Source organism: Shewanella phaeophyticola (assembly GCF_025398315.1).
Taxonomy (GTDB): Bacteria; Pseudomonadota; Gammaproteobacteria; order Enterobacterales; family Shewanellaceae; genus Shewanella; species Shewanella phaeophyticola.
In genome coordinates this window covers 4094074-4118653 of sequence record NZ_JAODOQ010000001.1, presented here as the reverse complement: position 1 = coordinate 4118653, position 24580 = coordinate 4094074, and the positions used below count along the sequence as shown (strand labels likewise).

At 43.5% G+C, this 24580-nt stretch carries 11 protein-coding genes, 6 tRNA genes, 3 rRNA genes and 6 pseudogenes; 22 read left to right on the top strand and 4 right to left on the bottom strand.

All coding sequences use genetic code 11. From position 1 onward, the window contains the following. Positions 1–28: 28 nt before the first annotated feature. Positions 29–1138 (bottom strand): acyl-CoA desaturase, encoded by a 1110-nt coding sequence (locus tag N4T56_RS19115; RefSeq protein ID WP_261734294.1) that lies wholly within the window; start codon positions 1136–1138, stop codon positions 29–31. 156 nt (positions 1139–1294) lie between these two features. Between N4T56_RS19115 and fabR the strand changes: the two genes are divergently transcribed. Both fabR and N4T56_RS22880 read left to right on the top strand, forming a co-directional pair. Then, complete coding sequence (gene fabR / locus N4T56_RS19110) at positions 1295–1912, top strand: HTH-type transcriptional repressor FabR (protein ID WP_188919275.1); 618 nt, start codon at positions 1295–1297, stop codon at positions 1910–1912. A 127-nt stretch (positions 1913–2039) separates the two neighbouring features. Beyond that, positions 2040–2249, top strand: a pseudogene (locus N4T56_RS22880) (hypothetical protein). Between the two features lies 1 nt (position 2250). Here N4T56_RS22880 and trmA read toward each other — a convergent pair. Further along, on the bottom strand, positions 2251–3348 hold the full coding sequence (trmA, locus tag N4T56_RS19100; RefSeq protein WP_261734293.1) for a tRNA (uridine(54)-C5)-methyltransferase TrmA: 1098 nt from the start codon (positions 3346–3348) through the stop codon (positions 2251–2253). Between the two features lie 129 nt (positions 3349–3477). Between trmA and murI the strand changes: the two genes are divergently transcribed. After that, entirely contained in the window at positions 3478–4257 is a 780-nt protein-coding gene (gene murI, locus N4T56_RS19095; protein WP_261734292.1) for a glutamate racemase, read from the top strand. A gap of 20 nt (positions 4258–4277) precedes the next feature. Here murI and N4T56_RS19090 read toward each other — a convergent pair whose 3' ends face one another. After that, positions 4278–4730 carry an RNA recognition motif domain-containing protein gene (locus N4T56_RS19090; protein ID WP_261734291.1) on the bottom strand — a complete coding sequence of 151 codons (453 nt, stop codon included), beginning with the start codon at positions 4728–4730 and terminating at the stop codon, positions 4278–4280. A 637-nt stretch (positions 4731–5367) separates the two neighbouring features. Between N4T56_RS19090 and N4T56_RS19085 the strand changes: the two genes are divergently transcribed. The 7 genes from N4T56_RS19085 to birA all read left to right on the top strand — a co-directional run bounded on the left by N4T56_RS19085 (position 5368) and on the right by birA (position 13727). Continuing rightward, a 16S ribosomal RNA gene (locus N4T56_RS19085) occupies positions 5368–6912 on the top strand. Positions 6913–7164: 252 nt separating this feature from the next. Then, positions 7165–7241, top strand: a tRNA-Ile gene (locus N4T56_RS19080). Positions 7242–7373: 132 nt separating this feature from the next. Continuing rightward, positions 7374–7449, top strand: a tRNA-Ala gene (locus N4T56_RS19075). Between the two features lie 556 nt (positions 7450–8005). Then, positions 8006–10904: ribosomal RNA gene (locus tag N4T56_RS19070) — 23S ribosomal RNA — on the top strand. Positions 10905–11115: 211 nt separating this feature from the next. Continuing rightward, positions 11116–11232 (top strand): 5S ribosomal RNA (gene rrf / locus N4T56_RS19065). Together the 16S, 23S and 5S rRNA genes with 2 tRNA genes alongside form the textbook arrangement of a ribosomal RNA operon. 519 nt (positions 11233–11751) lie before the next feature. Then, positions 11752–12768, top strand: coding sequence for a UDP-N-acetylmuramate dehydrogenase (gene murB, locus N4T56_RS19060; RefSeq protein WP_261734290.1), 1017 nt, complete (start codon positions 11752–11754; stop codon positions 12766–12768). Continuing rightward, positions 12765–13727: a bifunctional biotin--[acetyl-CoA-carboxylase] ligase/biotin operon repressor BirA gene (gene birA / locus N4T56_RS19055; protein ID WP_261734289.1), complete on the top strand. Its 963-nt coding sequence runs from the start codon at positions 12765–12767 to the stop codon at positions 13725–13727. The genes murB and birA overlap by 4 nt, the downstream gene beginning before the upstream one ends. Positions 13728–13769: 42 nt before the next feature. Here the strand turns inward: birA and coaA are convergent. After that, positions 13770–14722: pseudogene (coaA, locus tag N4T56_RS19050) on the bottom strand (type I pantothenate kinase). 222 nt (positions 14723–14944) lie between these two features. Here coaA and N4T56_RS19045 point away from each other — a divergent pair. The 12 genes and pseudogenes from N4T56_RS19045 to rpoB all read left to right on the top strand — a co-directional run bounded on the left by N4T56_RS19045 (position 14945) and on the right by rpoB (position 24551). Further along, positions 14945–15021: transfer RNA gene (locus N4T56_RS19045), tRNA-Thr, on the top strand. Positions 15022–15028: 7 nt separating this feature from the next. After that, a tRNA-Tyr gene (locus N4T56_RS19040) sits at positions 15029–15113 on the top strand. Between the two features lie 37 nt (positions 15114–15150). After that, positions 15151–15224: transfer RNA gene (locus N4T56_RS19035), tRNA-Gly, on the top strand. A 10-nt stretch (positions 15225–15234) separates the two neighbouring features. After that, a tRNA-Thr gene (locus tag N4T56_RS19030) sits at positions 15235–15310 on the top strand. 112 nt (positions 15311–15422) lie between these two features. Beyond that, a pseudogene (gene tuf, locus N4T56_RS19025) lies at positions 15423–16609 on the top strand (elongation factor Tu). Positions 16610–16875: 266 nt separating this feature from the next. Further along, on the top strand, positions 16876–17247 hold the full coding sequence (secE, locus tag N4T56_RS19020) for a preprotein translocase subunit SecE (RefSeq protein WP_188927084.1): 372 nt from the start codon (positions 16876–16878) through the stop codon (positions 17245–17247). A gap of 10 nt (positions 17248–17257) precedes the next feature. After that, a complete protein-coding gene (gene nusG / locus N4T56_RS19015; protein WP_188923168.1) occupies positions 17258–17809 on the top strand; it encodes a transcription termination/antitermination protein NusG in 552 nt (183 codons plus the stop codon). 129 nt (positions 17810–17938) lie between these two features. After that, entirely contained in the window at positions 17939–18367 is a 429-nt protein-coding gene (rplK, locus tag N4T56_RS19010) for a 50S ribosomal protein L11 (protein ID WP_261734288.1), read from the top strand. A 4-nt stretch (positions 18368–18371) separates the two neighbouring features. Next, positions 18372–19074, top strand: a pseudogene (rplA, locus tag N4T56_RS19005) (50S ribosomal protein L1). A gap of 285 nt (positions 19075–19359) precedes the next feature. Beyond that, positions 19360–19861: pseudogene (gene rplJ / locus N4T56_RS19000) on the top strand (50S ribosomal protein L10). Between the two features lie 54 nt (positions 19862–19915). Beyond that, the gene (gene rplL, locus N4T56_RS18995) at positions 19916–20284 is read left to right on the top strand and encodes a 50S ribosomal protein L7/L12 (RefSeq protein ID WP_188923171.1); all 369 of its coding nucleotides are present in this window, start codon (positions 19916–19918) and stop codon (positions 20282–20284) included. 233 nt (positions 20285–20517) lie between these two features. Continuing rightward, a pseudogene (rpoB, locus tag N4T56_RS18990) lies at positions 20518–24551 on the top strand (DNA-directed RNA polymerase subunit beta). Positions 24552–24580: the final 29 nt, after the last annotated feature.

Sequence of the window (24580 nt, the reverse complement as noted above, 5' to 3'; positions counted from 1 at the left end):
CTCAGATGGCCTTTTGGTATTACTTCACTTATTGGGCGTAAGCAGCAGTTAAGCTTTTCCATTGACGCTGCCTTTCTAAAAACTGGCTGCGTAAGTGTTGCACTTGTTGTTTAAGATTATGATCGGCTAATTGTTTACGTTTAGCTTCAATCAAGCTCTTTTTCGCTTGATAGTATTCAAGTAAATGTTGCTTCATTAAATCGTATTCAGCTTGAAACTTTTCAACAATTTCATCGCAGTTAGGTAAATGTGCTACTTGATTTTGCGCTTGCAAGAGTTGCATTTGCAAACGTGCACTTTCAATACGCTCTTGCGGCACTTTTCGAAGGTTAGTGGCTAAGCCAACCCAGCTCATCGCTTTGATTAACCATTTGGTTGGATCGTAATCCCACCACTTAATGCCATTACGATAATCGTTTTCAAAAATATGGTGAAAATTGTGATAGCCCTCGCCATATGTTAATAAGGCTAAAAAGGCATTATCGCGTGCAGTGTTTTTATCTGTGTACGGCTGTTTACCCCAAATGTGGGCTAAAGAGTTAATAAAAAAGGTGCAGTGATGTACTACCACTAAGCGTAATAAACCTGCCATTAACACCATCGACAGTATGTCACCGTTTAACCAACCTAAAAATGCTGGTAAACCAATGTTCATAAAAATGACTAACGCTAAGTAGTGTTTATGCTGCCACATAACGATACGGTCGTTTTGTAAATCGCGTACGTTATTGTAATCGCTGTAACGACTTGCCTGATATTCACGTAGCATCCAACCTATGTGACTATACCAAAAGCCCATTTTAGCCGAGTACGGATCTTTATCATTATTATCAACATGTTTGTGGTGTATACGATGGTCACTACACCAATGTAAAGCACTGTTCTGCAGTGCTAATGCACCACCTAACGCATATAAAAAACGAACCGCAGGGTGAGCCTTGTAGGCTTTATGAGACCATAACCTATGATAGCCAGCGGTAATCGATAAGCCACTAGCGTAAGCGAAAACAACAAATGCAATCCATTCAATGCCGTCAAAGCCATGGGCGAAGCCACGCCAAGGGATTAATACCACAGCGCCAATTAAGGTAATGGCAAATAGCAGGGTATTAAGCCAAATGATTGGAGGTTTTTTCATTTAATAAGATTCCAATAATAGGTTATAGCAAGTTGAGCGTACATTTGTACGCTAATTTAACTTAGTCGATAGGGACGGGTCAAGTTTAACAGGGCTGTGTTTCTGTTTTAAAAACGGTATTATCTGTTGATAAATATTGACTGAATGGAATAGTAAATGGGTGTTAGAGCACAACAAAAGGAAAAAACGCGTCGTGCATTAGTGGATGCTGCTTTTAATCAATTAAGCGCAGAACGTAGTTTTTCGAGTTTAAGTTTGCGTGAGGTTGCACGCGAAGCAGGTATTGCTCCCACTTCTTTCTATCGTCACTTTAAAGACATGAACGAACTTGGATTAACCATGGTTGATGAAGGTGGTTTAACCTTGCGCCAAATGATGCGTAAAGGTCGTCAACGCGCAGAAGCGGGTGGCAGTGTTATCCGCATTTCAGTCGATACCTTTATTGAAGTATTAGAATCTAATCCAAACGTATTTCGTATTTTATTGCATGAGCGTTCAGGAACATCTGCTGCGTTTAGAGCTGCTGTAGAGCGTGAGATTGAACACTTTATTTCAGAGCTCGCGCATTACACTGAAGCGCAAGCCAACCGCACGCCCGATCTTGCTCGAGCACAGGCAGAAGCATTAGTGATTTTAGTGTTTAATGCCGGAGCGTCGGCGTTAGATTTAAAACGCAGTGAGCGTAAAGCATTGGCTGATCAGCTTGTATTACAGTTGCGCATGGTGGCAACGGGCGCAGAAGCGTTACAGCAAAAAATGGACAATCGTACCTAAAATTTTTCGGTATTGTCGATACAACAAAGGCGCAATGAATGCGCCCTTGTTGTATCTAGGGTCTGTTGATCTTTGCTGATTGAATTTTGTTCGAGTTAAAAACGTTTTAATCGAGACGAATGGATTGATGCCTAGTCACCTAAGCAAAATCCATTCAACAAAGAGTAAAACGTTTTTAGCCGAACCCTTTGGGCAGCGTTTGTTGGCCATTTTTACTGTGTTATCGACTTTTTATGTAGAATAACTACACTTCAAAGTCTCTGCCTTGTACAAATGGCCAACAATTCGCTGCAAAAACAACCTTGAAAGATCAACAGACCCTAGCAAATCGCGCTGAGTTATCTACGCACTAGCAACACACCTGACTCCATATGATCGGTATATGGAAATTGGTCAAATAATGCAAAGCGGCTAACTTCATGGGTTTTGCTTAGTGTAAGCAAGTTGTCTTTTAAGGTTTCAGGATTACACGAGATATACAAAATTCGCTCGTAGCCTTGTACTAACTTTAACGTCTCTGAATCAATACCTGCGCGAGGTGGGTCAACAAAGATGGTATTGCAATCATAACTGTCTAAATCAATTCCTTCTAAGCGTCGATATTGACGTTTCTTCGCCATCGCGTCGCTAAAGTCTTCTGCCGACATACGAATAATCTGAACGTTATCCACTTTATTGATAGCAATATTATATTGAGCGGCATCAACAGATGGCTTAGCTAATTCAGTGGCTAATACTCGGTTAAAGTTTTGTGCTAATGCAATGGTAAAATTACCATTGCCACAATACAGTTCCAGTAAATCACCTTGGCTTTGTTTAGTTGCATCTATCGCCCATTCGAGCATTTTTACTGAGACTTTTGCATTAGGCTGAGTAAAGCTGTTTTCGATTTGCTTGTACTGTAACGCTTGTTGATTAACCGTTAACGATTCGACCACAAAGTCTTTGTCTAAGTCTATTTTTTGCTTACGAGCTCGGCCAATAATATTGACATTAAACTGTGTCGCTAATTTAGCTTTTAATTGAGTTGCTTGATCGCGCCATTCATCATCAAGTTGACGATGATAGAGCAGCGACACTAAAATTTCACCACTAAGCGTTGACAAAAAATCTATCTGAAATAGCTTGTGACGTAATGCTGGATTAGGCTTTAATTCTTCTATAATTGCCGCCATCATCTGATTAATCAGTAACCCTGCTGGTAAATATTGGTCACAACGCACTTTTGCATTCAGTGCTTTATCAAACATGTAGTAATATAAGTCATCGCCTTCATGCCACATTCTAAATTCGGCACGCATACGATAATGCATCGGTTCTGAAGCAAAAATTTCTAGCGCTGGTGGATTGAAATTGGCAAAGGCCTGTTCAAGCTTGATGCGCTTTTGTTGTAATTGTGCATCGTAGTTTTTAGGATCCATTGCAGCTAAATTCATATCGTCCACCCAAGGCTGTAAAAAAGGGCGCAAATATTATACTAAATGACGCTGATGTCCAGTATTACGCGCCTAATGATAAAATGACATAACCATAAATATTGAACCGATTCATCTTTGGAGCCCACATTGTCTGGATCTATATTAGTATTTGATTCTGGCATCGGCGGACTGTCGGTCATGAGTGAAATTAGAAAACAGCTACCTCAGCATAACTATTGCTATCTGTTCGATAATGCCCGTTTGCCATATGGTAACTTGTCAGAACAAGAACTAATAAGCGGTTGTGTTGCATTGATAACCCAACAGGCTAAACGCCTCAATGCCAGCATAGTGATCGTTGCATGTAATACTGCAAGTACACTCGTACTGCCTCAATTGCGCCAGTCACTTACTATTCCAATTGTTGGCGTTGTTCCAGCTATCAAACCTGCAGCAATGTTATCGCAAAAGAAACACATAGGATTGTTGGCTACACCAGGAACAGTGAGACGAGATTACACTCAAGAACTCATCAACCAATTTGCTGAAGATTGCCGAGTAGAATTGTTTGGAACATCTGAACTCGTGTTATTAGCCGAACAACATGTAGCACGTCAAACTATCGACAAAAATAAGTTGAAAGCTATTCTGCTACCAATTATTGAATCCGATATAGATGTATTAGTACTAGGCTGTACACATTTTCCGATGATCGCAAAAGAGATCAGTGATTGTATAGGATCCGGAATCACGTTGTTAGATTCGGGTGAGGCAATAGCAAAGCGAGTGAGATTTTTGCTTTCAAAAGAACATAACGGCAGTAAGCAATTACAAACATGTTATACAGCAGACATTAGTGAAGGGCTTAAAGAAGCATTAGTCGATTATGGCTTTAGTGATTTTTCGCTGGTAACCATAACCGACTAACGATATCGCTATCTCACATATTACGAATTCTGGCTATTGTCAGAGTCAGATTCTTGTGATTTAGCTTCTCTTACTTTTAAAGTACGTTCTTGGAAGCTGTAGTCATTAAGTTTAGCCATTGCCTTTTGTGCGCCAGCTTCAGACATTTCAACAAACCCAAAACCTTTACGACGGCCTGTCTTGCGGTCACGAACCAAACGTACAGAGTTAACTGCACCATATTCACCAAATAACGCTTTCACTTCACCTTCGTGCACACGGTAAGGTAGATTACCTACATACAGTGTCATAGTTGGACCAACATAAGGTTCATCAGCTGAGTTTGCTGAGCTTGTTGGCATAAAGGTAAAAATCAACGTTGCCACAACTACACCAGCAATAAACGCTACAGAGGAAGATGCACCGCCAAACTGAGAAAAAACAAAAGCGCCAAGAAGCGCCGCAATCAAAACAATCACGAATGATTTCTGCATAAAATAATCTCTAATGAATATAAAAATGATAAATAACTGTTAAAAACCGTTACATAGTAATTAAATTTTGCCAGATACACCAGACTGCTGTTGAAAAATTGAGCTCAAAGTTAACTTAAATATCGGAAATAACCATTTTGTGCTCTAGCTAAAGGTGCTTCTTTAAGCAAAAAACTCAAAAAAGAAACGATCTGAACAAAAGTTCGACGCTCGAAACTATTATTAATTAAAAGCGCTTGCACTAAATCTTAAGCTGCCTATAATGCGCATCCACTGACACGGCAGACAGCGAAAGCAAAACCGGTGAGTGTTATCAAGCTACTGAGGTAGCAGAGATAACGGCAAAAAGAAGTTTGAAAAAACACTTGACGCCATAAAGGGAATGCGTAAAATACGCAGCCCTGACCTACTGAAACGGTCAACGCTCTTTAACAATTTATCAAGTAATCTGTGTGGACATTCACAGGTATTGAGTTATTCGAAATTGTCTTCTTGTTCTTCGGAACGTAGGCAATCAAAAAATTTAAACTCAATGCAACGATGAATGTTCATAGCAATATGTACAAAAGACTTGTTTCACTTCGATGAGATAAGCAATCAGAATTCATTGAGCCGAGACTTTGTCTCGAAAAAACTTTAATTGAAGAGTTTGATCATGGCTCAGATTGAACGCTGGCGGCAGGCCTAACACATGCAAGTCGAGCGGTAACAGAAAGTAAGCTTGCTTACTTTGCTGACGAGCGGCGGACGGGTGAGTAATGCCTAGGGATCTGCCCAGTCGAGGGGGATAACAGTTGGAAACGACTGCTAATACCGCATACGCCCTACGGGGGAAAGGAGGGACCTTCGGGCCTTTCGCGATTGGATGAACCTAGGTGGGATTAGCTAGTTGGTGAGGTAATGGCTCACCAAGGCGACGATCCCTAGCTGTTCTGAGAGGATGATCAGCCACACTGGGACTGAGACACGCTACCAGACTCCTACGGGAGGCAGCAGTGGGGAATATTGCACAATGGGCGAAAGCCTGATGCAGCCATGCCGCGTGTGTGAAGAAGGCCTTCGGGTTGTAAAGCACTTTCAGTAGGGAGGAAAGGGTGTTACTTAATACGTAATATCTGTGACGTTACCTACAGAAGAAGGACCGGCTAACTCCGTGCCAGCAGCCGCGGTAATACGGAGGGTTCGAGCGTTAATCGGAATTACTGGGCGTAAAGCGTGCGCAGGCGGTTTGTTAAGCCAGATGTGAAATCCCCGGGCTCAACCTGGGAATTGCATTTGGAACTGGCGAACTAGAGTCTTGTAGAGGGGGGTAGAATTCCAGGTGTAGCGGTGAAATGCGTAGAGATCTGGAGGAATACCGGTGGCGAAGGCGGTCCCCTGGACAAAGACTGACGCTCATGCACGAAAGCGTGGGGAGCAAACAGGATTAGATACCCTGGTAGTCCACGCCGTAAACGATGTCTACTCGGAGTTTGGTGCCTTGAGCACTGGGCTCTCAAGCTAACGCATTAAGTAGACCGCCTGGGGAGTACGGCCGCAAGGTTAAAACTCAAATGAATTGACGGGGGCCCGCACAAGCGGTGGAGCATGTGGTTTAATTCGATGCAACGCGAAGAACCTTACCTACTCTTGACATCCACAGAAGATTGCAGAGATGCGATTGTGCCTTCGGGAACTGTGAGACAGGTGCTGCATGGCTGTCGTCAGCTCGTGTTGTGAAATGTTGGGTTAAGTCCCGCAACGAGCGCAACCCCTATCCTTATTTGCCAGCACGTAATGGTGGGAACTCTAGGGAGACTGCCGGTGATAAACCGGAGGAAGGTGGGGACGACGTCAAGTCATCATGGCTCTTACGAGTAGGGCTACACACGTGCTACAATGGCGTATACAGAGGGTTGCAAAGCCGCGAGGTGGAGCTAATCTCACAAAGTACGTCGTAGTCCGGATTGGAGTCTGCAACTCGACTCCATGAAGTCGGAATCGCTAGTAATCGTAGATCAGAATGCTACGGTGAATACGTTCCCGAGCCTTGTACACACCGCCCGTCACACCATGGGAGTGGGCTGCAAAAGAAGTGGGTAGTTTAACCTTAGGGAGAACGCTCACCACTTTGTGGTTCATGACTGGGGTGAAGTCGTAACAAGGTAGCCCTAGGGGAACCTGGGGCTGGATCACCTCCTTACCTATACGACTAGCTCGATACTTGGTGACAATAAACTGCATCCGTGCGTTTATTGCACACAGCACATCCGTGTGCTTGAGTGTTCACACAGATTACTTGATAGAAAGAAAGAGAAATTACGTGTCTGTTTAGACGACGTTAATTCGCTCTAGCACAAGGCGCTTGAAGCGTGAAGAAGGACGTGTAGTACACTACACGACGACTGAACAATGAAAAGCAACGCAGTGATTGAGTGAAAAAACAAGTATAAATGGGTCTGTAGCTCAGCTGGTTAGAGCGCACCCCTGATAAGGGTGAGGTCGGTGGTTCAAGTCCACTCTGACCCACCAAAATCTCGTTAACTCTGCGTTGTCGGATAACTCGTTTAGCAAGCTAAACGTCGTTCTCCTCGCCTTGATTTAACAAGATTTGGTAATACACCTTCATTGAAGGTAAACGTAAATTCTCAACTGCATGTAAATGGGGCTATAGCTCAGCTGGGAGAGCGCCTGCCTTGCACGCAGGAGGTCTGCGGTTCGATCCCGCATAGCTCCACCATTTACTTGTTGGTTCAATTAGTTTGATCAAGACGCTATAAAAGCGGTTCGATCCCACTCACATTGCTCCACCATTTAGATTTGTCATAATGATAAATACATGCATAGGTTAGAGATGCCAAAGATAAATGAAACTTTATCTTTGGCTTTTTTAAGCCCGCTCTTTAACAATTTGGAAAGCTGATAGTATTTAATTACATGAGTCTGTCATGTGATTAATTACAAATCGTTTGATGCGGCACTTTATTTAAGGTGACGTACCAAACATTGAGTTCTCAAAACACTGTTTAAGTGTCTTGAATATTCTAAAAACTAAGGCGATTTCGTGTGCGAAAGTGCATGAATTATCAAAGTAAAAACCAGCTGGTCATGATATGACCCACGTTTTTCTTGTCTTTTGTTTAGGCAAAGGATGAGCGCAGTTAATCGCTTATTAAGCAAGGCTTGAAGTTAAACGACGAATGAGTGTAGCAGCGCTACATGATTGAAGAGTGAAACTGAAAACGCCGGATAATAAGATGAGTAACAAGCGTAAGAAAGACCCATTTGGGTTGTATGGTTAAGTGACCAAGCGTATACGGTGGATGCCTTGGCAGTCAGAGGCGATGAAGGACGTAGTAACTTGCGAAAAGCGTTGGCGAGCTAGTAACAAGCATTTGAGCTAACGATGTCCGAATGGGGAAACCCACTCACATAAGTGAGTATCTGCACATGAATACATAGTGTGTAGAGGCAAACCCGGGGAACTGAAACATCTAAGTACCCGGAGGAAAAGAAATCAACCGAGATTCCCCTAGTAGCGGCGAGCGAACGGGGATTAGCCCTTAAGTCAGTGGGGTGTTAGTGGAATGTGTTGGAAAGCACAGCGGCACAGGGTGATAGCCCCGTACACGAAAACTAACCATTGATGAAAACGAGTAAGGCGGGACACGTGACATCCTGTTTGAATATGGGGAGATCCATCCTCCAAGGCTAAATACTCCTGACTGACCGATAGTGAACCAGTACCGTGAGGGAAAGGCGAAAAGAACCCCTGTGAGGGGAGTGAAATAGAACCTGAAACCGTATACGTACAAGCAGTGGGAGCGGTTCTTGAGACCGTGACTGCGTACCTTTTGTATAATGGGTCAGCGACTTACATTTTGTAGCGAGGTTAAGCGAATAGCGGAGCCGTAGGGAAACCGAGTGTTAACTGCGCGTTTAGTTGCAAGGTGTAGACCCGAAACCCGGTGATCTAGCCATGGGCAGGTTGAAGGTTGAGTAACATCAACTGGAGGACCGAACCGACTTATGTTGAAAAATGAGCGGATGACTTGTGGCTGGGGGTGAAAGGCCAATCAAACCGGGAGATATCTGGTTCTCCTCGAAAGCTATTTAGGTAGCGCCTCGTACGAACACCATTGGGGGTAGAGCACTGTTAAGGCTAGGGGGTCATCCCGACTTACCAACCCTTTGCAAACTCCGAATACCAATGAGTGCTATACGGGAGACAGACGGCGGGTGCTAACGTCCGTCGTCAAAAGGGAAACAACCCAGACCGTCAGCTAAGGTCCCAAAGTGTATGTTAAGTGGGAAACGATGTGGGAAGGCTTAGACAGCTAGGATGTTGGCTTAGAAGCAGCCATCATTTAAAGAAAGCGTAATAGCTCACTAGTCGAGTCGGCCTGCGCGGAAGATGTAACGGGGCTAAACATACCACCGAAGCTACGGGTGCATTTCATTAGAGATGCGCGGTAGAGGAGCGTTCTGTAAGCGGTTGAAGGTGAAGGGGTAACCCACACTGGACGTATCAGAAGTGCGAATGCTGACATGAGTAACGATAAAGGGAGTGAAAAACTCCCTCGCCGAAAGACCAAGGGTTCCTGTCCAACGTTAATCGGGGCAGGGTGAGTCGACCCCTAAGGTGAGGCCGAAAGGCGTAATCGATGGGAAACAGATTAATATTTCTGTACTTTTGCTAACTGCGATGGAGAGACGGAGAAGGCTAGGCTAGCGCGGCGTTGGTAGTCCGCGTTTAAGGTGGTAGGCTGATTTCTTAGGCAAATCCGGGAAATCTTAAGGCCGAGAGCTGATGACGAGTCACTAAGGTGATGAAGTAGTTGATGCCATGCTTCCAGGAAAATCTTCTAAGCTTCAGGTTAGTAGAAATCGTACCCCAAACCGACACAGGTGGTCGGGTAGAGAATACCAAGGCGCTTGAGAGAACTCGGCTGAAGGAACTAGGCAAAATGGTACCGTAACTTCGGGAGAAGGTACGCTCCTGACGGTGATGAGACTTGCTCTCTAAGCTGTTGGGAGTCGCAGATACCAGGTGGCTGCAACTGTTTATCAAAAACACAGTACTGTGCAAAATCGCAAGATGACGTATACGGTATGACGCCTGCCCGGTGCCGGAAGGTTAATTGATTGGGTTATCCGTAAGGAGAAGCTCATGATCGAAGCCCCGGTAAACGGCGGCCGTAACTATAACGGTCCTAAGGTAGCGAAATTCCTTGTCGGGTAAGTTCCGACCTGCACGAATGGCGTAATGATGGCCACGCTGTCTCCAGCCGAGACTCAGTGAAGTTGAAATTGCGGTGAAGATGCCGTATACCCGCGGCTAGACGGAAAGACCCCGTGAACCTTTACTATAGCTTGGCACTGAACATTGAACCTACATGTGTAGGATAGGTGGGAGACTTTGAAGCATGAACGCTAGTTTGTGTGGAGTCAATCTTGAAATACCACCCTTGTAGTTTTGATGTTCTAACCGCGGCCCCTTATCGGGGTTCGGGACAGTGCCTGGTGGGTAGTTTGACTGGGGCGGTCTCCTCCCAAAGAGTAACGGAGGAGCACGAAGGTTGGCTAAGTACGGTCGGACATCGTACGGTTAGTGCAATGGCATAAGCCAGCTTAACTGCGAGACATACACGTCGAGCAGGTACGAAAGTAGGTCATAGTGATCCGGTGGTTCTGAATGGAAGTAGCCATCGCTCAACGGATAAAAGGTACTCCGGGGATAACAGGCTGATACCGCCCAAGAGTTCATATCGACGGCGGTGTTTGGCACCTCGATGTCGGCTCATCACATCCTGGGGCTGAAGTCGGTCCCAAGGGTATGGCTGTTCGCCATTTAAAGTGGTACGCGAGCTGGGTTCAGAACGTCGTGAGACAGTTCGGTCCCTATCTGCCGTGGGCGTTGGATGATTGAAGGGGGCTGCTCCTAGTACGAGAGGACCGGAGTGGACGAACCGCTGGTGTTCGGGTTGTTATGCCAATAGCATTGCCCGGTAGCTACGTTCGGGATCGATAACCGCTGAAAGCATCTAAGCGGGAAGCGAGCCCTAAGATGAGTCATCCCTAGAGCTTTAAGCTCTCTAAAGGTACCGTAGGAGACTACTACGTTGATAGGCAAGGTGTGTAAGCGTTGTGAGGCGTTGAGCTAACTTGTACTAATGACCCGTGAGGCTTAACCATACAACCCAGATGGGTTTTACTGATACGAACTTAGTATTAGAATAGAGCACTTAAGTGGTGTGTAGAGACTCAAAGCAATCAGCTTTCCGAATTATTATTTAATGCTCAATGTAGCATTAGATAGAGGAGCAATTTATCAAATACATCCATGTATTTGACCCTAACGAGCCGCACTAAAGTGCGTTAAAAATTTGTTCCGTACAATTTTTTGTCTGGAAACCATAGAGCTGTGAGTCCCACCTGATCCCATTCCGAACTCAGAAGTGAAACACAGTATCGCCGATGGTAGTGTGGGGTCTCCCCATGTGAGAGTAGGTCATTTCCAGACGCCTAATATGTACGAAAGCCCGTTGCTAATGCATCGGGCTTTTTTACGTCTAAGATTTGTGCGTTGAATGGGCATGATAGCAGTGTGGTCGATATGCCCATGTGAGAGTAGGTCATTTCCAGACGCCTAATTTCTCTGAAAAGAGAGTGATAAGCCCGTTGTTAACACAACGGGCTTTTTTACGTCTGGAATTTGAGCTTTGAATGAGCATGATAGCAGTGTGGTCGATATGCCCATGTGAGAGTAGGTCATTTCCAGGCGGCTAATTTCTCTTAAAGAGAGTGATAAGCCCGTTGCTAACACAACGGGCTTTTTTACGTCTAGATTTACTAAGCTTTAGCGTCTGTAACTGTAATCCTCCCTTAACATCAAGAATGAGTATAATGGTTATATACTATCGACTAAGTGAGACATTTATCGTTTTACGCTCTTGTTTACCATAATTAATGCGTAGGTAAATAATGGGAATATCGCAAGTTAATGTACAATAACAGTAATGTTTAGAAACGTAATCATTCTATGACTATTTCACTTACGCCGTTTAATACTTTTGGTCTCCAGCAAGATTGTGACTCACTAATTGATGTAACGTCTAAGGCCGAACTCATCACAACTTGCAACAAGCTGTATAGAGAGAATTTTCCCATGCTAATCCTTGGGGGTGGGAGTAATCTAGTTTTCACTGAGAACTATCAAGGCTCTGTCGTCAAGGTGTCTACTAAAGGTATCGAAATAGCGAGTGATGATACGCATTATTATCTCACTGTTCAGGCTGGTGAAAACTGGCATCTGCTCGTCGAATTTTGTTTGGATAGACATATTTATGGTTTAGAGAATATGGCGCTGATACCCGGTACTGTAGGCGCTGCTCCGATTCAAAATATTGGTGCTTATGGACTTGAGTTCAATCAATTTTGTCATCAGGTAGAATTTTTGCAGTTAGACACAGGAAAATTGACGACATACAACAACCAACAGTGCGAGTTTGATTACCGCGAGTCTGTATTTAAACAACGTCTAAGAAACTTAGCGGTGATCACTCAAGTCACACTAAAATTAGCTAAAAAATGGGCGCCTGTTATCAACTATGGTGCATTACAACACTTTGATTCTTCAACTGTAACGGCAAGGCAAATTTTCGATTGTGTTTGTCTGGTTCGACAGTCTAAATTACCCGATCCTGCAAAGTTAGGTAACGTAGGCAGCTTCTTTAAGAATCCTGTGATTTCAGTTGAGCATTACAGTGCATTGAAGGCGTCATTTCCAAATTTAATTGCCTATGAGCAAGCTGATGGACAATTCAAGCTGGCTGCCGGTTGGCTTATCGATCAAGCAGGGTTGAAAGGTGTTAAGGTTGGTGGTGCGACAGTGCATCAAGAACAGGCATTAGTACTGGTTAACCTTGGTACTGCGACAGGGGGGGACGTCTGTCAATTAGCGCGGAAAATAATTGATGCCGTTTATGATAAGTTTACGGTGGTTTTGCATCCTGAGCCTAGAATAATTGGTTCTCAAGGAGAGGTAGAAATTAAATGAACGATCATTGGTCTCGTAAACGGCAAATTCTCAATTGTTTAACTCATCAACATTTTGTTTCCGGAGAGGTAATTGCAAAGCAATTGTCACTAACACGAGCCGCGATTAATCAACACATAGATAGCTTAAAAGATTATGGCATTGAAATTTACAGTGTTAAGGGTAAAGGTTACAAATTAGCTAATCCCATTTCATTAATTGTTGAGAGTCAACTGGTTAATGCAATAGACAATCGTTGTTTTTATTTTGATGATACCAAGAGTACCAACGCATTTATGTTGAATCACGCCACAGAGCTTAAATCAGGCGATATTTGCGTTGCAGAGTATCAATCAGCAGGTCGCGGGCGTCGGGGGCGGCAATGGATGTCTCCTTATGGTCACCATATATATGCATCATTATTTTGGCGTTTTAATCAAGATATTGCCCAGGCGAGTGGCTTAAGTTTGGTTGTAGGATGCGCAATCGTAAAAGCGTTACAAGATTTTGGTGTAGAAGATTTAGGGTTAAAATGGCCAAATGATATTTACTTAGATCATAAAAAATTGGCTGGGATTTTAATAGAAGTAAGCCAAACATCTTCACAATATACAGATTTAGTCATTGGTTTCGGTATCAATATGAGTATGTCTGCTGAACAAGGTGAACTGATTGATCAACCATGGAGTGACTTATCGACTATGGCGAGTATGCCTGATAAAACAGCATTGTTAGTTAAGCTGCATGCACAACTTAAGCGCGATTTACTGCTATTTGAACAACATGGTTTATCTGAATTTGCAACGCGTTGGAATAGACATGATTTATTTATTAATCGTGAAGTGACACTGACGATGTCACCTAATGCTATCACTGGTATTTGTCGAGGTATTGATAACCAAGGAGCTATTTTGTTTGAGACTGAGCAAGGTATTAGTGCATTTGTTGGCGGAGAGATCAGTTTGCGGGCTGCACAATAAAGTCAATCACCAAGCACCAAGTTAACACCAGGTTTATAAATATTACTTACGCAACAATACCTTGTTCATTAAATGGTTAGTGCCTTTTTGTAAAATTAAATGGCACTTTTCACGTGTTGGCTGAATATTAAGATTTAAATTATGGTCCGTTAATGGTATCCCAAATATTCTGCGGCAACTGCATTAGCTTCATCATCGGTTAGCGATGAGTAATGATGAAAGAAAGACTCCGGCTCGCTAAATGCGCCACCTCTAAACTGTAAGAAACGTTGCTTGTACCATTGTTTTAATAACGATTCATCTGCATCGACATAAATAGAAAAATCGACAAAATCAGAAACAAAAGGTCTTCTTGTATCAATAGGAGTATCTAGGCCAGTTTGCAACACGTTAAGACCTTCGATGATCAAAATATCAGGTTGCCGAATTGCCTGATGTTCGTTATGGAGTCTGTCATAAGTCACATGCGAATATAAAGGCGCTAATACTTCTTTATTGCCTGCTTTTACTGCTGAGATAAACTCAACAAGCATTTTCATGTCGTAGCTCTCAGGAAATCCCTTACGTTGTAACAACCCTTTACGCTTTAAGTCAGCCAACGGGTATAAAAATCCGTCGGTAGTCACAAGATCAACCTTAGGATGCTCAGGCCAGCGCTGTAAAAGGGTTTGCAGGATTCGTGCTGTGGTACTCTTACCGACAGCAACACTACCAGCAATACTGATGATGTAGGGGCTTGGGGTAGCTTGTTGCTCTAAAAACTTTCCAAGAACCAGTCCTCGTTGTTGTTTAGAGCCTACAAATAGGTTTAGCAAGCGACTCAGAGGAAGATAAATGTCGGTCACTTCATCAAGAGACAGTTTTTCATTCATACCGCGAAGGTTTTCAAGTTCAGTTTGACTCAAGGTAAGAGGTACTGATTTACGAAGTTCAGCCCAATGCTCGCGCTGAAAAGCAAAGTAAAGTGCATCTTGTATTGAGTTAATTGAAGTCATAACCATTCCTCTAGGTTGGTCAGGCACATTACACTATCGAATAATCACCGACAATACTTTGATATTGATTTGTGGTCATGTGGAGTAGATTCGATTAGAAATTGTGCTTTTTTCAAAAAACGAGGCCAAAAAAGCGTCATTTGAAACTTTTTTTAAGTTTTTTAGCATTTATCTATTGCACTCCTTGGCACATTTACCTAATATCCGAACCCGAAATGACACGCCGGCATAGCTCAGTTGGTAGAGCAACTGACTTGTAATCAGTATAGTCCCGAGTTCGACTCTTGGTGCCGGCACCATTTTACTGGAGGGGTTCCCGAGTGGCCAAAGGGATCAGACTGTAAATCTGACGGCTCAGCCTTCGAAGGTTCGAATCCTTCTCCCTCCACCATTTTTTCTAGGTAGTTAGGTAGCCTATGTTAGGTTGCGCGGATGTCGTATAATGGTATTACTCCAGCCTTCCAAGCTGATAACGCGGGTTCGATTCCCGCCATCCGCTCCAAAATTTGATTGCTGATATGGCTCAGTTGGTAGAGCGCACCCTTGGTAAGGGTGAGGTCGGCAGTTCGAATCTGCCTATCAGCACCAGCCTGTCATTATTCTAACGCCTAAACGATAATTGATTCGATGTCATATTTATGCATCGGATTTTTACTATATCTGTGTTTTCATCACCAAACTATTGGATTGAGGCAATACCATGGCAAAAGCTAAATTTGAACGTAATAAGCCCCACGTAAACGTAGGCACCATCGGTCACGTTGACCATGGTAAAACAACTCTTACTGCAGCTATCTCTGCAGTATTGTCTAAGACTTATGGTGGTGAAGCACGTAACTTCGCTCAAATCGATAACGCTCCAGAAGAGCGTGAGCGCGGTATTACCATTAATACTTCTCACATCGAATATGACACGCCAACACGTCACTACGCACACGTAGACTGTCCAGGTCACGCGGATTATGTTAAAAACATGATCACTGGTGCTGCACAGATGGACGGCGCAATTTTAGTAGTAGCAGCGACAGATGGCTACCAATGCCACAGACTCGTGAGCACATCCTACTTTCACGTCAGGTTGGTGTACCTTTCATCATCGTATTCATGAACAAATGTGACATGGTAGATGACGAAGAGTTACTAGAATTAGTAGAAATGGAAGTACGTGAACTTCTATCAGAATATGACTTCCCAGGTGATGACTTACCAGTAATCCAAGGTTCTGCATTAAAAGCGTTAGAAGGCGATGCGGCATGGGAAGCTAAAGTAATCGAACTTGCAGAAGCACTAGACAGCTACATTCCAGAGCCAGAGCGTGACATCGACAAGCCATTCCTACTACCAATCGAAGACGTATTCTCGATTTCAGGTCGTGGTACAGTGGTAACAGGTCGTGTTGAGCGTGGTATCATCCGTGTATCTGACGAAGTAGAAATCGTTGGTGTTCACGCGACCACTAAAACAACTTGTACTGGTGTAGAAATGTTCCGTAAGCTGCTTGACGAAGGTCGTGCAGGTGAGAACTGTGGTGTGTTATTACGTGGTACTAAGCGTGATGACGTAGAACGTGGTCAAGTACTAGCTAAGCCTGGTTCAATCACTCCACACACTACATTCGAATCAGAAGTATACGTGTTATCAAAAGAAGAAGGCGGACGTCACACTCCATTCTTCAAAGGTTACCGTCCACAGTTCTACTTCCGTACAACAGACGTAACAGGCACAATTGAGTTACCAGAAGGCGTAGAAATGGTTATGCCTGGTGATAACATCAAGATGGTTGTTACTTTGATTTACCCAATCGCGATGGACGACGGTTTACGTTTCGCTATCCGTGAAGGTGGCCGTACAGTTGGTGCTGGTGTTGTAGCTAAAATCATCGCGTAATAGCGACTTTAGTGAACATTGAAAAAGGAAGCTTCGGCTTCCTTTTTTGTTTTTAGATAAAAAAACAAATTAATTGGTTTTTTTATCTAATTTGTCGCGCTAAATTTACCTGTAATGTTGCGAACAAAGCTGAATAAGAATACAATCTATGGCCGATTTTTGACCCTGTGCTTATGCATTTTCTGGGAAAGCTCGGAAATGCGGATTTGGTAAATATGCTGTTTACCAAGCTAAGCTCAGGTCGTAGTGAGTAACGGAATTAACCGATGACAACAAATACTGAAAACCAGAGTAATTCTTTGGATATCGTTAAGTGGAGCGTAGCAGCATTGCTCATCGCTGCCGCTGTTATAGGCAATCAATTTTACGCAGATGCTAGTGTTGTGGCTCGTGTTGCTGGGGTAATTATTGCCTTTGCTATTGCAGGTGTTATTGCATTGCAAACTATCAAGGGTAAGCAAGCATTATCATTTGCTCGCGAAGCACACATTGAAGTGCGTAAAGTAGTATGGCCAACTCGCCAAGAGGCGCTAAACACTACATTTATTGTACTTGCAGCAACAGCTGTAGTGGCACTGATCCTTTGGGGATTAGATGCTGTATTGTTACGAGTAGTCAATTTAATTACTGGCGTATAGGCATCTAAAAATGACTGAAGCTACAGAAGCGAAAAAAAGATGGTATGTAATTCAAGCCTTTTCGGGTTATGAAGGCCGTGTGCTTAAAACACTGCTTGAACATATCAAAATGCATAACATGGAACACTACTTCGGTGAGATTTTAGTCCCTACTGAAGAAGTGGTAGAAATGCGTGCGGGTCAGCGTCGTAAAAGCGAACGTAAATTTTTCCCTGGCTATGTATTAGTGCAGATGGAAATGAACGATGAAAGCTGGCACTTAGTAAAGAGCATTCCACGTGTAATGGGCTTTATTGGTGGCACATCTGATCGTCCAGCGCCGATTTCTGACAAAGAAGCTAATGCTATTCTTCAGCGTCTACAAGACACCGTTGAGTCTCCAACTCATCGTGTTATGTATGAACCAGGTGAAGTTGTTCGTGTATGTGATGGTCCATTTGCTGACTTTAACGGTACTATCGAAGAAGTTGATTACGATAAAAATCGCGTTAAGGTTTCGGTAATGATCTTCGGCCGTTCGACACCAGTAGAGTTAGATTTTAATCAGGTTGAAAAAAGCTGATTAAAATAACTACAAAATAAATATTGTTTGCGGGTGCGTATTTTATTATAATTCGCACCCGTTGTTTTGAGGGGAGCAAATTGGCATGTCGCCGAGATGCGTTTGAACCCAAATAGAGGAAATGTCGACATGGCAAAGAAAATTGAAGCTTATATTAAGCTACAAGTAGCAGCCGGTGCTGCAAACCCGTCTCCACCAGTTGATCCTGCTTTAGGTCAAAAAGGTGTGAACATCATGGAATTCTGTAAAGCATTCAACGCTCGTACTGAAAAGTTCGAGAAAGGTATGCCGATCCCTGTTGTTATCACTGTATATAATGACCGTTCTTTCACTTTTGAAACTAAGACTCCACCAGCGTCTTTCCTACTGCTTAAAGCAGCTGGTTTGAAATCAGGTTCTGGCCGTCCTAACACTCAAAAAGTAGGAACTATCAAGCGTAGCGCAGTTCAGGAAATTGCTGAAACTAAAGCCGCTGATATGACTGGTGCTGATATTGAAGCGATGACTCGCTCAATTGAAGGTACTGCACGTTCAATGGGTTTGGTAGTAGAGGACTAATATAATGGCAAAGCTAACTAAGCGCGCTCGCGTAATCCGCGAAAAAGTTGATGCAACTAAACAGTACGACATCAACGAAGCAGTAGCACTTTTAAAAGAACTAGCAACTGCTAAGTTCGTAGAAAGTGTTGACGTAGCTGTTAACCTTGGTATCGATCCTCGTAAATCAGACCAAAACGTGCGTGGTGCTACTGTACTTCCACACGGTACTGGTCGTGACGTTCGTGTTGCTGTATTCACTCAAGGTGCAAACGCTGAAGCTGCTAAAGCTGCTGGCGCAGAACTAGTGGGTATGGAAGATTTAGCTGAACAAGTTAAAGCTGGCGAAATGAACTTCGACGTAGTTATCGCATCACCTGACGCAATGCGCGTTGTTGGTATGTTAGGTCAAATCTTAGGTACCACGTGGTTTAATGCCTAACCCTAAAACTGGTACTGTAACGCCTAACGTTGCAGATGCAGTTAAAAATGCTAAAGCTGGTCAAGTGCGTTATCGCAACGACAAAAACGGTATTATCCACACTACTATCGGTAAAGTGGATTTCACTGTTGAACAGTTGAAAGACAACTTAGAAGCGTTAGTGTCTGCACTGAAAAAGGCTAAGCCTGCAGTTGCAAAAGGCGTTTACGTTAAAAAAGTAAGCATCTCTACCACTATGGGTGCAGGTGTTTCTGTTGACCAAGCTAGCTTGGAAGACATTAAGTAATTTTACAAAATGCGCGAGTTAGTCTATAATGCGCGCACTTTGTGGGTTGAAGCTGTTTTTTAGCCAATAATTATCGTTTTGTCGATTTATTGAGTGAAAAATCAGCTTCCGTCCAAGACCGCAGGTGTCAATCGTCAGGTTAACTTAATTTCCTGCGTAGACGGTGTCAGGCCCCAGCTAAATTTTTTTACTGGAATATCTGCACCGTAAGTAACTAAGTACATGTTGTGCTTAGTTTGGTAAATTCTAGGGGTATTCCCTAGGTAGAATCCAGGAGTAAAGCCAATGGCATTAAGACTCGAAGACAAAAAGGCAATTGTTGCTGAAGTCAACGAAGCTGCCAAAGGTGCACTTTCTGCAGTAGCCGCTGATTCTCGCGGTGTAACTGTAGGTGCTATGACTGTTTTGCGTAAAACAGCTCGCGCTAATGGTGTTTATGTACGTGTAGTACGTAACACTCTAGCTCGTCGCGCTGTTCAAGGTACTGCTTTTGAGTGCCTAGCCGAAACTTTCACTGTACTCAACTTTACTAGCTTTCTCTACTGAGCACCCAGGTGCTGCAGCGCGTCTTTTAAAAGATTTCGCTAAAGAACAAGCTAAGTTTGAAGTTAAAGGTGCAGCTTTCGAAGGGGAATTTATCCCTGCAGCTGATATTGATCGTTTAGCGAAACTACCAACATACGAAGAAGCACTAGCTCAGTTGATGATGACTATGAAAGAAGCATCTGCTGGCAAGTTCGTTCGTACATTGGCCGCTCTTCGCGATCAAAAACAAGACGCCGCTTAATTTTAAGCCGGCCGCTTAATCAAATTGAATTCAGAACAATAGGAAATATTTCTTATGTCTATCACTAAAGACCAAATGTTAGAAGCTTTTGCAGCAATGTCTGTAATGGAAGTTGTTGAACTAATCGAAGCTATGGAAGAAAAATTCGGCGTTTCTGCTGCTGCTGCAGTAGTTGCTGGCGGCGGCGACGCTGGTGCAGCTGCTGAAGAGCAAACAGAATTCGACGTAGTTCTTACTTCACACGGCGACAACAAAGTAGCAGTTATTAAAGCTCTACGTGGCGCTACAGGTTTAGGCCTGAAAGAAGCTAAGACTATGGCTGAATCTTCGCCAATCGCTGTTAAAGAAGCGATCAGCAAAGAAGAAGCAGAAGCTCTTAAAGCTGATCTAGAAGCAGCTGGTGCAGCTGTTGAAATCAAGTAAGCTATAACTTACTTGCTCACCCAAGCAATTGGGTGAAGGCTGGCGGTTTTTTTAACCGTCGGCCTTTTTTGCGCTTTATGCGCAGGCGATTTTTATTCACCGTTTGTCGCCAGTTTTAGCAGTCCCTAGCAGAGATTACTGGTTAGGTTCTTGCCATCAACGGTGATGGGCAAACGTGCTGATTTAATTATATTATTTCAGTCTTGGTCACATCTCGTAAGCAGAGGAAACCCATGGTTTACTCCTATTCTGAAAAGAAGCGTATTCGCAAAGACTTTGGTAAGCGTCCAAAAGTTTTGGATATCCCTTATTTATTGTCTATCCAGTTAGACTCTTTTAAGAAGTTCACCGATCAAGACCCTACGGGTGAGCGCGGCTTAGAAGCTGCATTCCGTAGCGTTTTTCCTATCAAGAGCTTTTCTGGCTATTCTGAGCTGCAATATGTCAGCTACAAGCTAGGTGAGCCAGTTTTTGATGTGAAAGAATGTCAGATCCGCGGTGTTACTTATTCAGCACCACTTCGCGTTAAATTACGCATGGTGTTGTTTGACCGTGAAGCTGCTGCTGGCACTGTTAAAGACATTAAAGAGCAAGAAGTCTACATGGGTGATATCCCATTAATGACTGATAACGGTACTTTCGTTATTAACGGTACTGAGCGTGTTATTGTTTCTCAGTTACACCGTTCTCCAGGCGTGTTCTTTGATCATGACCGTGGTAAAACCCACTCTTCAGGTAAGGTGCTTTATAACGCACGTATTATTCCTTACCGTGGTTCATGGCTTGACTTTGAATTCGATCCTAAAGATGCTTTATTCGTTCGTATTGACCGTCGTCGTAAATTACCGGCAACGATCATCTTACGTGCGCTTGAATACTCTACTCAAGATATCTTAGATCTATTCTTTGAACGTATTGAGTTTAAGATCAAGAAAGACTCACTTGTAATGGCACTTGTGCCTGACCGTTTACGCGGCGAAACCGCAAGCTATGACATTAAAGATACCGAAGGTACTTTATTAGTTGAAGCTGGTCGTCGTATTACTGCGCGTCATATTAAGCAACTTGAAAAAACCAACACCACTGAGCTTGAAGTGCCAGTTGATTACATTGTTGGTAAGTATGCAGCACAAGACTATATCGATGAAGATACAGGTGAAGTATTAGTTACTGCTAACAGCGAAATTACCTTAGAAGATTTAGCTAAGTTATCTCTTGCTGGTATTAAGAACATCGATACATTGTTTATCAATGATCTTGATCATGGTGCTTATATTGCTGACACATTACGCATTGACTCTACAACTAACCGTCTAGAAGCGTTAGTTGAGATTTACCGTATGATGCGTCCTGGCGAGCCACCAACCAAAGATGCAGCAGAAGGTTTATTCCAAAACTTATTCTTCAGTGAAGAGCGCTATGACTTATCTAAAGTAGGTCGTATGAAGTTCAACCGTCGTCTTGAGATTGCTGAAGACGAAGGTAATGGTGTGTTGTCTAAAGAAGACATCGTATCGGTAATGAAGAAAATCATCGAAATCCGTAACGGCTATGATGAGGTCGATGATATTGACCACTTAGGCAACCGTCGTATTCGTAGCGTAGGTGAGATGGCTGAAAACCAATTCCGTGTTGGTCTAGTCCGTGTTGAGCGTGCTGTTCGTGAACGTCTATCGTTAGGCGATTTAAACGAGCTTATGCCACAAGACTTAATTAACGCTAAGCCAATTTCTGCGGCAGTGAAAGAATTCTTCGGTTCTTCACAGTTGTCACAGTTTATGGATCAAAACAACCCGCTATCAGAAGTGACGCATAAGCGTCGTATTTCTGCACTTGGCTCAGGTGGTTTGACTCGTGAACGTGCTGGCTTCGAAGTCCGTGACGTACATCCAACTCACTACGGTCGTTTATGTCCAATTGAGACCCCTGAAGGTCCAAACATTGGTCTAATCAACTCGCTAGCAAGTTTTGCACGCACTAACTCTTATGGTTTCTTAGAAACACCTTACCGCAAAGTGGTTGATGGTGTGATTACTGATGAAGTTGAATACTTATCAGCAATCGAAGAAGGCCGTTATGTTATTGCACAGGCAAACATTGAAGTTGATGCTAATAGTCGCATGGTTGAAGAGCAGATTGCTTGTCGTCATAAAGGTGAATCTACCTTTATGCGTGCTGCTGACGTTCAATATATGGACGTATCACCACAACAGATTATTTCTGTTGCGGCATCATTAATTCCGTTCTTAGAACACGATGATGCTAACCGTGCATTGATGGGTGCAAACATGCAACGTCAAGCCGTTCCTACATTACGTGCTGATAAGCCGTTAGTCGGTACTGGTATTGAACGTACACTTGCTGTTGACTCTGGTGTGGTTGTGGCAGCTAAACGTGGTGGTGTTGTTGACTACGTAGATGCTAGCCGTATCGTGATTAAAGTAAATGAAGATGAGCTACGCCCAGGCGAAGCGGGTATCGACATTTACAATTTAACTAAATATACCCGTTCAAACCAAAACACTTGTATTAACCAACGTCCTTGTTGTTTCGTTGGCGAGCCAGTGGTTCGTGGTGACGTATTGGCTGATGGCTACCATCTACCGATTTAGGTGATTTGGCTCTTGGTCAAAACATGCGCATCGCGTTCATGCCTTGGAACGGTTATAACTTCGAAGATTCGATCTTAATTTCTGAGCGCGTTGCACAAGAAGATCGTTTCACTACTATCCATATTCAAGAGCTTTCTTGTATTGCTCGTGATACTAAATTGGGTAGCGAAGAAATCACTGCTGACATTCCAAACGTAGGTGAGTCTGCTTTATCTAAATTAGATGAATCAGGTATCGTTTACATCGGTGCTGAAGTGAAAGGTGGCGACATTCTAGTGGGTAAAGTGACACCTAAAGGTGAAACACAATTAACCCCAGAAGAGAAGCTACTCCGTGCTATTTTTGGTGAAAAAGCCTCTGACGTTAAGGACAGCTCATTACGTGTACCTAACTCAGTAAAAGGTACCATCATCGACGTTCAGGTATTTACCCGTGACGGCGTTGAAAAAGACAAGCGCGCGCTTGAAATCGAAGAAATGCACGTACGCCAAGCTCGTAAAGACTTAGGTGAAGAGTTCAAGATCCTTGAAGAAGGTGTATTGAGCCGTGCACGTAACTTGTTACTGTCTGTGGGTTATTCTGAAGCTAAATTAGCTGAAATCCCACGTAAAGACGTGTTAATTCAAGTTATCGACGACGAAGCAAAACAAACTGAACTAGAGCAGTTAGCTGAACAGCACGAAGAGCTAAAAGCTGACTTTGACAAGAAGTTTGAAATCAAGCGTCGCAAGATCACTCAAGGTGATGACTTGGCACCAGGTGTACTGAAAATTGTTAAGGTTTACTTAGCCGTTAAACGTACTATTCAACCAGGTGACAAGATGGCGGGTCGTCATGGTAACAAAGGTGTTATCTCGAAGATCTGTCCAATCGAAGACATGCCATACGATGAAGAAGGTAATCCTGTAGACATCGTACTTAACCCATTGGGCGTACCATCGCGTATGAACATCGGTCAGGTACTTGAAGTTCACATGGGTGCTGCAGCGAAAGGTATTGGTAACAAGATCACTGCTATGCTTGAAGAGCAGCGTGAAATTGCCGAACTTCGCGACTACATCAAGCAAGTATACGATTTAGGTGATGACGTGCTTCAGCGTGTTGACATCAATTCGTTCAGCGATGATGAAGTTGTGCGCTTAGCGACTCACCTTAAAGGTGGTGTGCCGATTGCTACACCAGCATTCGACGGTGCTAAAGAGAAAGAGATCAAGCAAATGCTTGCTCTTGCAGGCTTACCTGAATCAGGCCAGTTAACATTATGTGACGGCCGTACCGGTAACGAATTTGAGCGTAAAGTAACTGTTGGTTACATGTACATGCTCAAACTGAACCACTTAGTTGATGACAAGATGCACGCCCGTTCAACCGGTTCGTACAGCTTAGTAACACAACAACCATTGGGCGGTAAAGCCCAATTCGGTGGTCAGCGTTTCGGTGAGATGGAAGTGTGGGCACTTGAAGCATACGGTGCAGCTTATACTCTACAAGAAATGCTAACAGTTAAGTCAGATGACGTTAACGGTCGTACTCAGATGTATAAAAACATCGTCGACGGTAACCATCAGATGCAACCAGGCATGCCTGAGTCTTTCAACGTATTGTTGAAGGAAATCCGTTCACTTGGTATTAATATCGAGTTGGATCAAGAGTAAGCATCGCACTTAAGCAATGTTTGGTAACC

Excerpts from the sequence above, each read along its gene's own strand:
- rplK (WP_261734288.1), top strand. The coding sequence starts at position 17,939 with ATGGCAAAGAAAATTGAAGCTTATATTAAGCTACAAGTAGCAGCCGGT.
- N4T56_RS19090 (WP_261734291.1), bottom strand. The coding sequence starts at position 4,730 with ATGCAGAAATCATTCGTGATTGTTTTGATTGCGGCGCTTCTTGGCGCT.
- rplL (WP_188923171.1), top strand. The coding sequence starts at position 19,916 with ATGTCTATCACTAAAGACCAAATGTTAGAAGCTTTTGCAGCAATGTCT.
- murB (WP_261734290.1), top strand. The coding sequence starts at position 11,752 with ATGACTATTTCACTTACGCCGTTTAATACTTTTGGTCTCCAGCAAGAT.
- trmA (WP_261734293.1), bottom strand. The coding sequence starts at position 3,348 with ATGAATTTAGCTGCAATGGATCCTAAAAACTACGATGCACAATTACAA.
- birA (WP_261734289.1), top strand. The coding sequence starts at position 12,765 with ATGAACGATCATTGGTCTCGTAAACGGCAAATTCTCAATTGTTTAACT.
- fabR (WP_188919275.1), top strand. The coding sequence starts at position 1,295 with ATGGGTGTTAGAGCACAACAAAAGGAAAAAACGCGTCGTGCATTAGTG.
- secE (WP_188927084.1), top strand. The coding sequence starts at position 16,876 with ATGACAACAAATACTGAAAACCAGAGTAATTCTTTGGATATCGTTAAG.
- nusG (WP_188923168.1), top strand. The coding sequence starts at position 17,258 with ATGACTGAAGCTACAGAAGCGAAAAAAAGATGGTATGTAATTCAAGCC.
- N4T56_RS19115 (WP_261734294.1), bottom strand. The coding sequence starts at position 1,138 with ATGAAAAAACCTCCAATCATTTGGCTTAATACCCTGCTATTTGCCATT.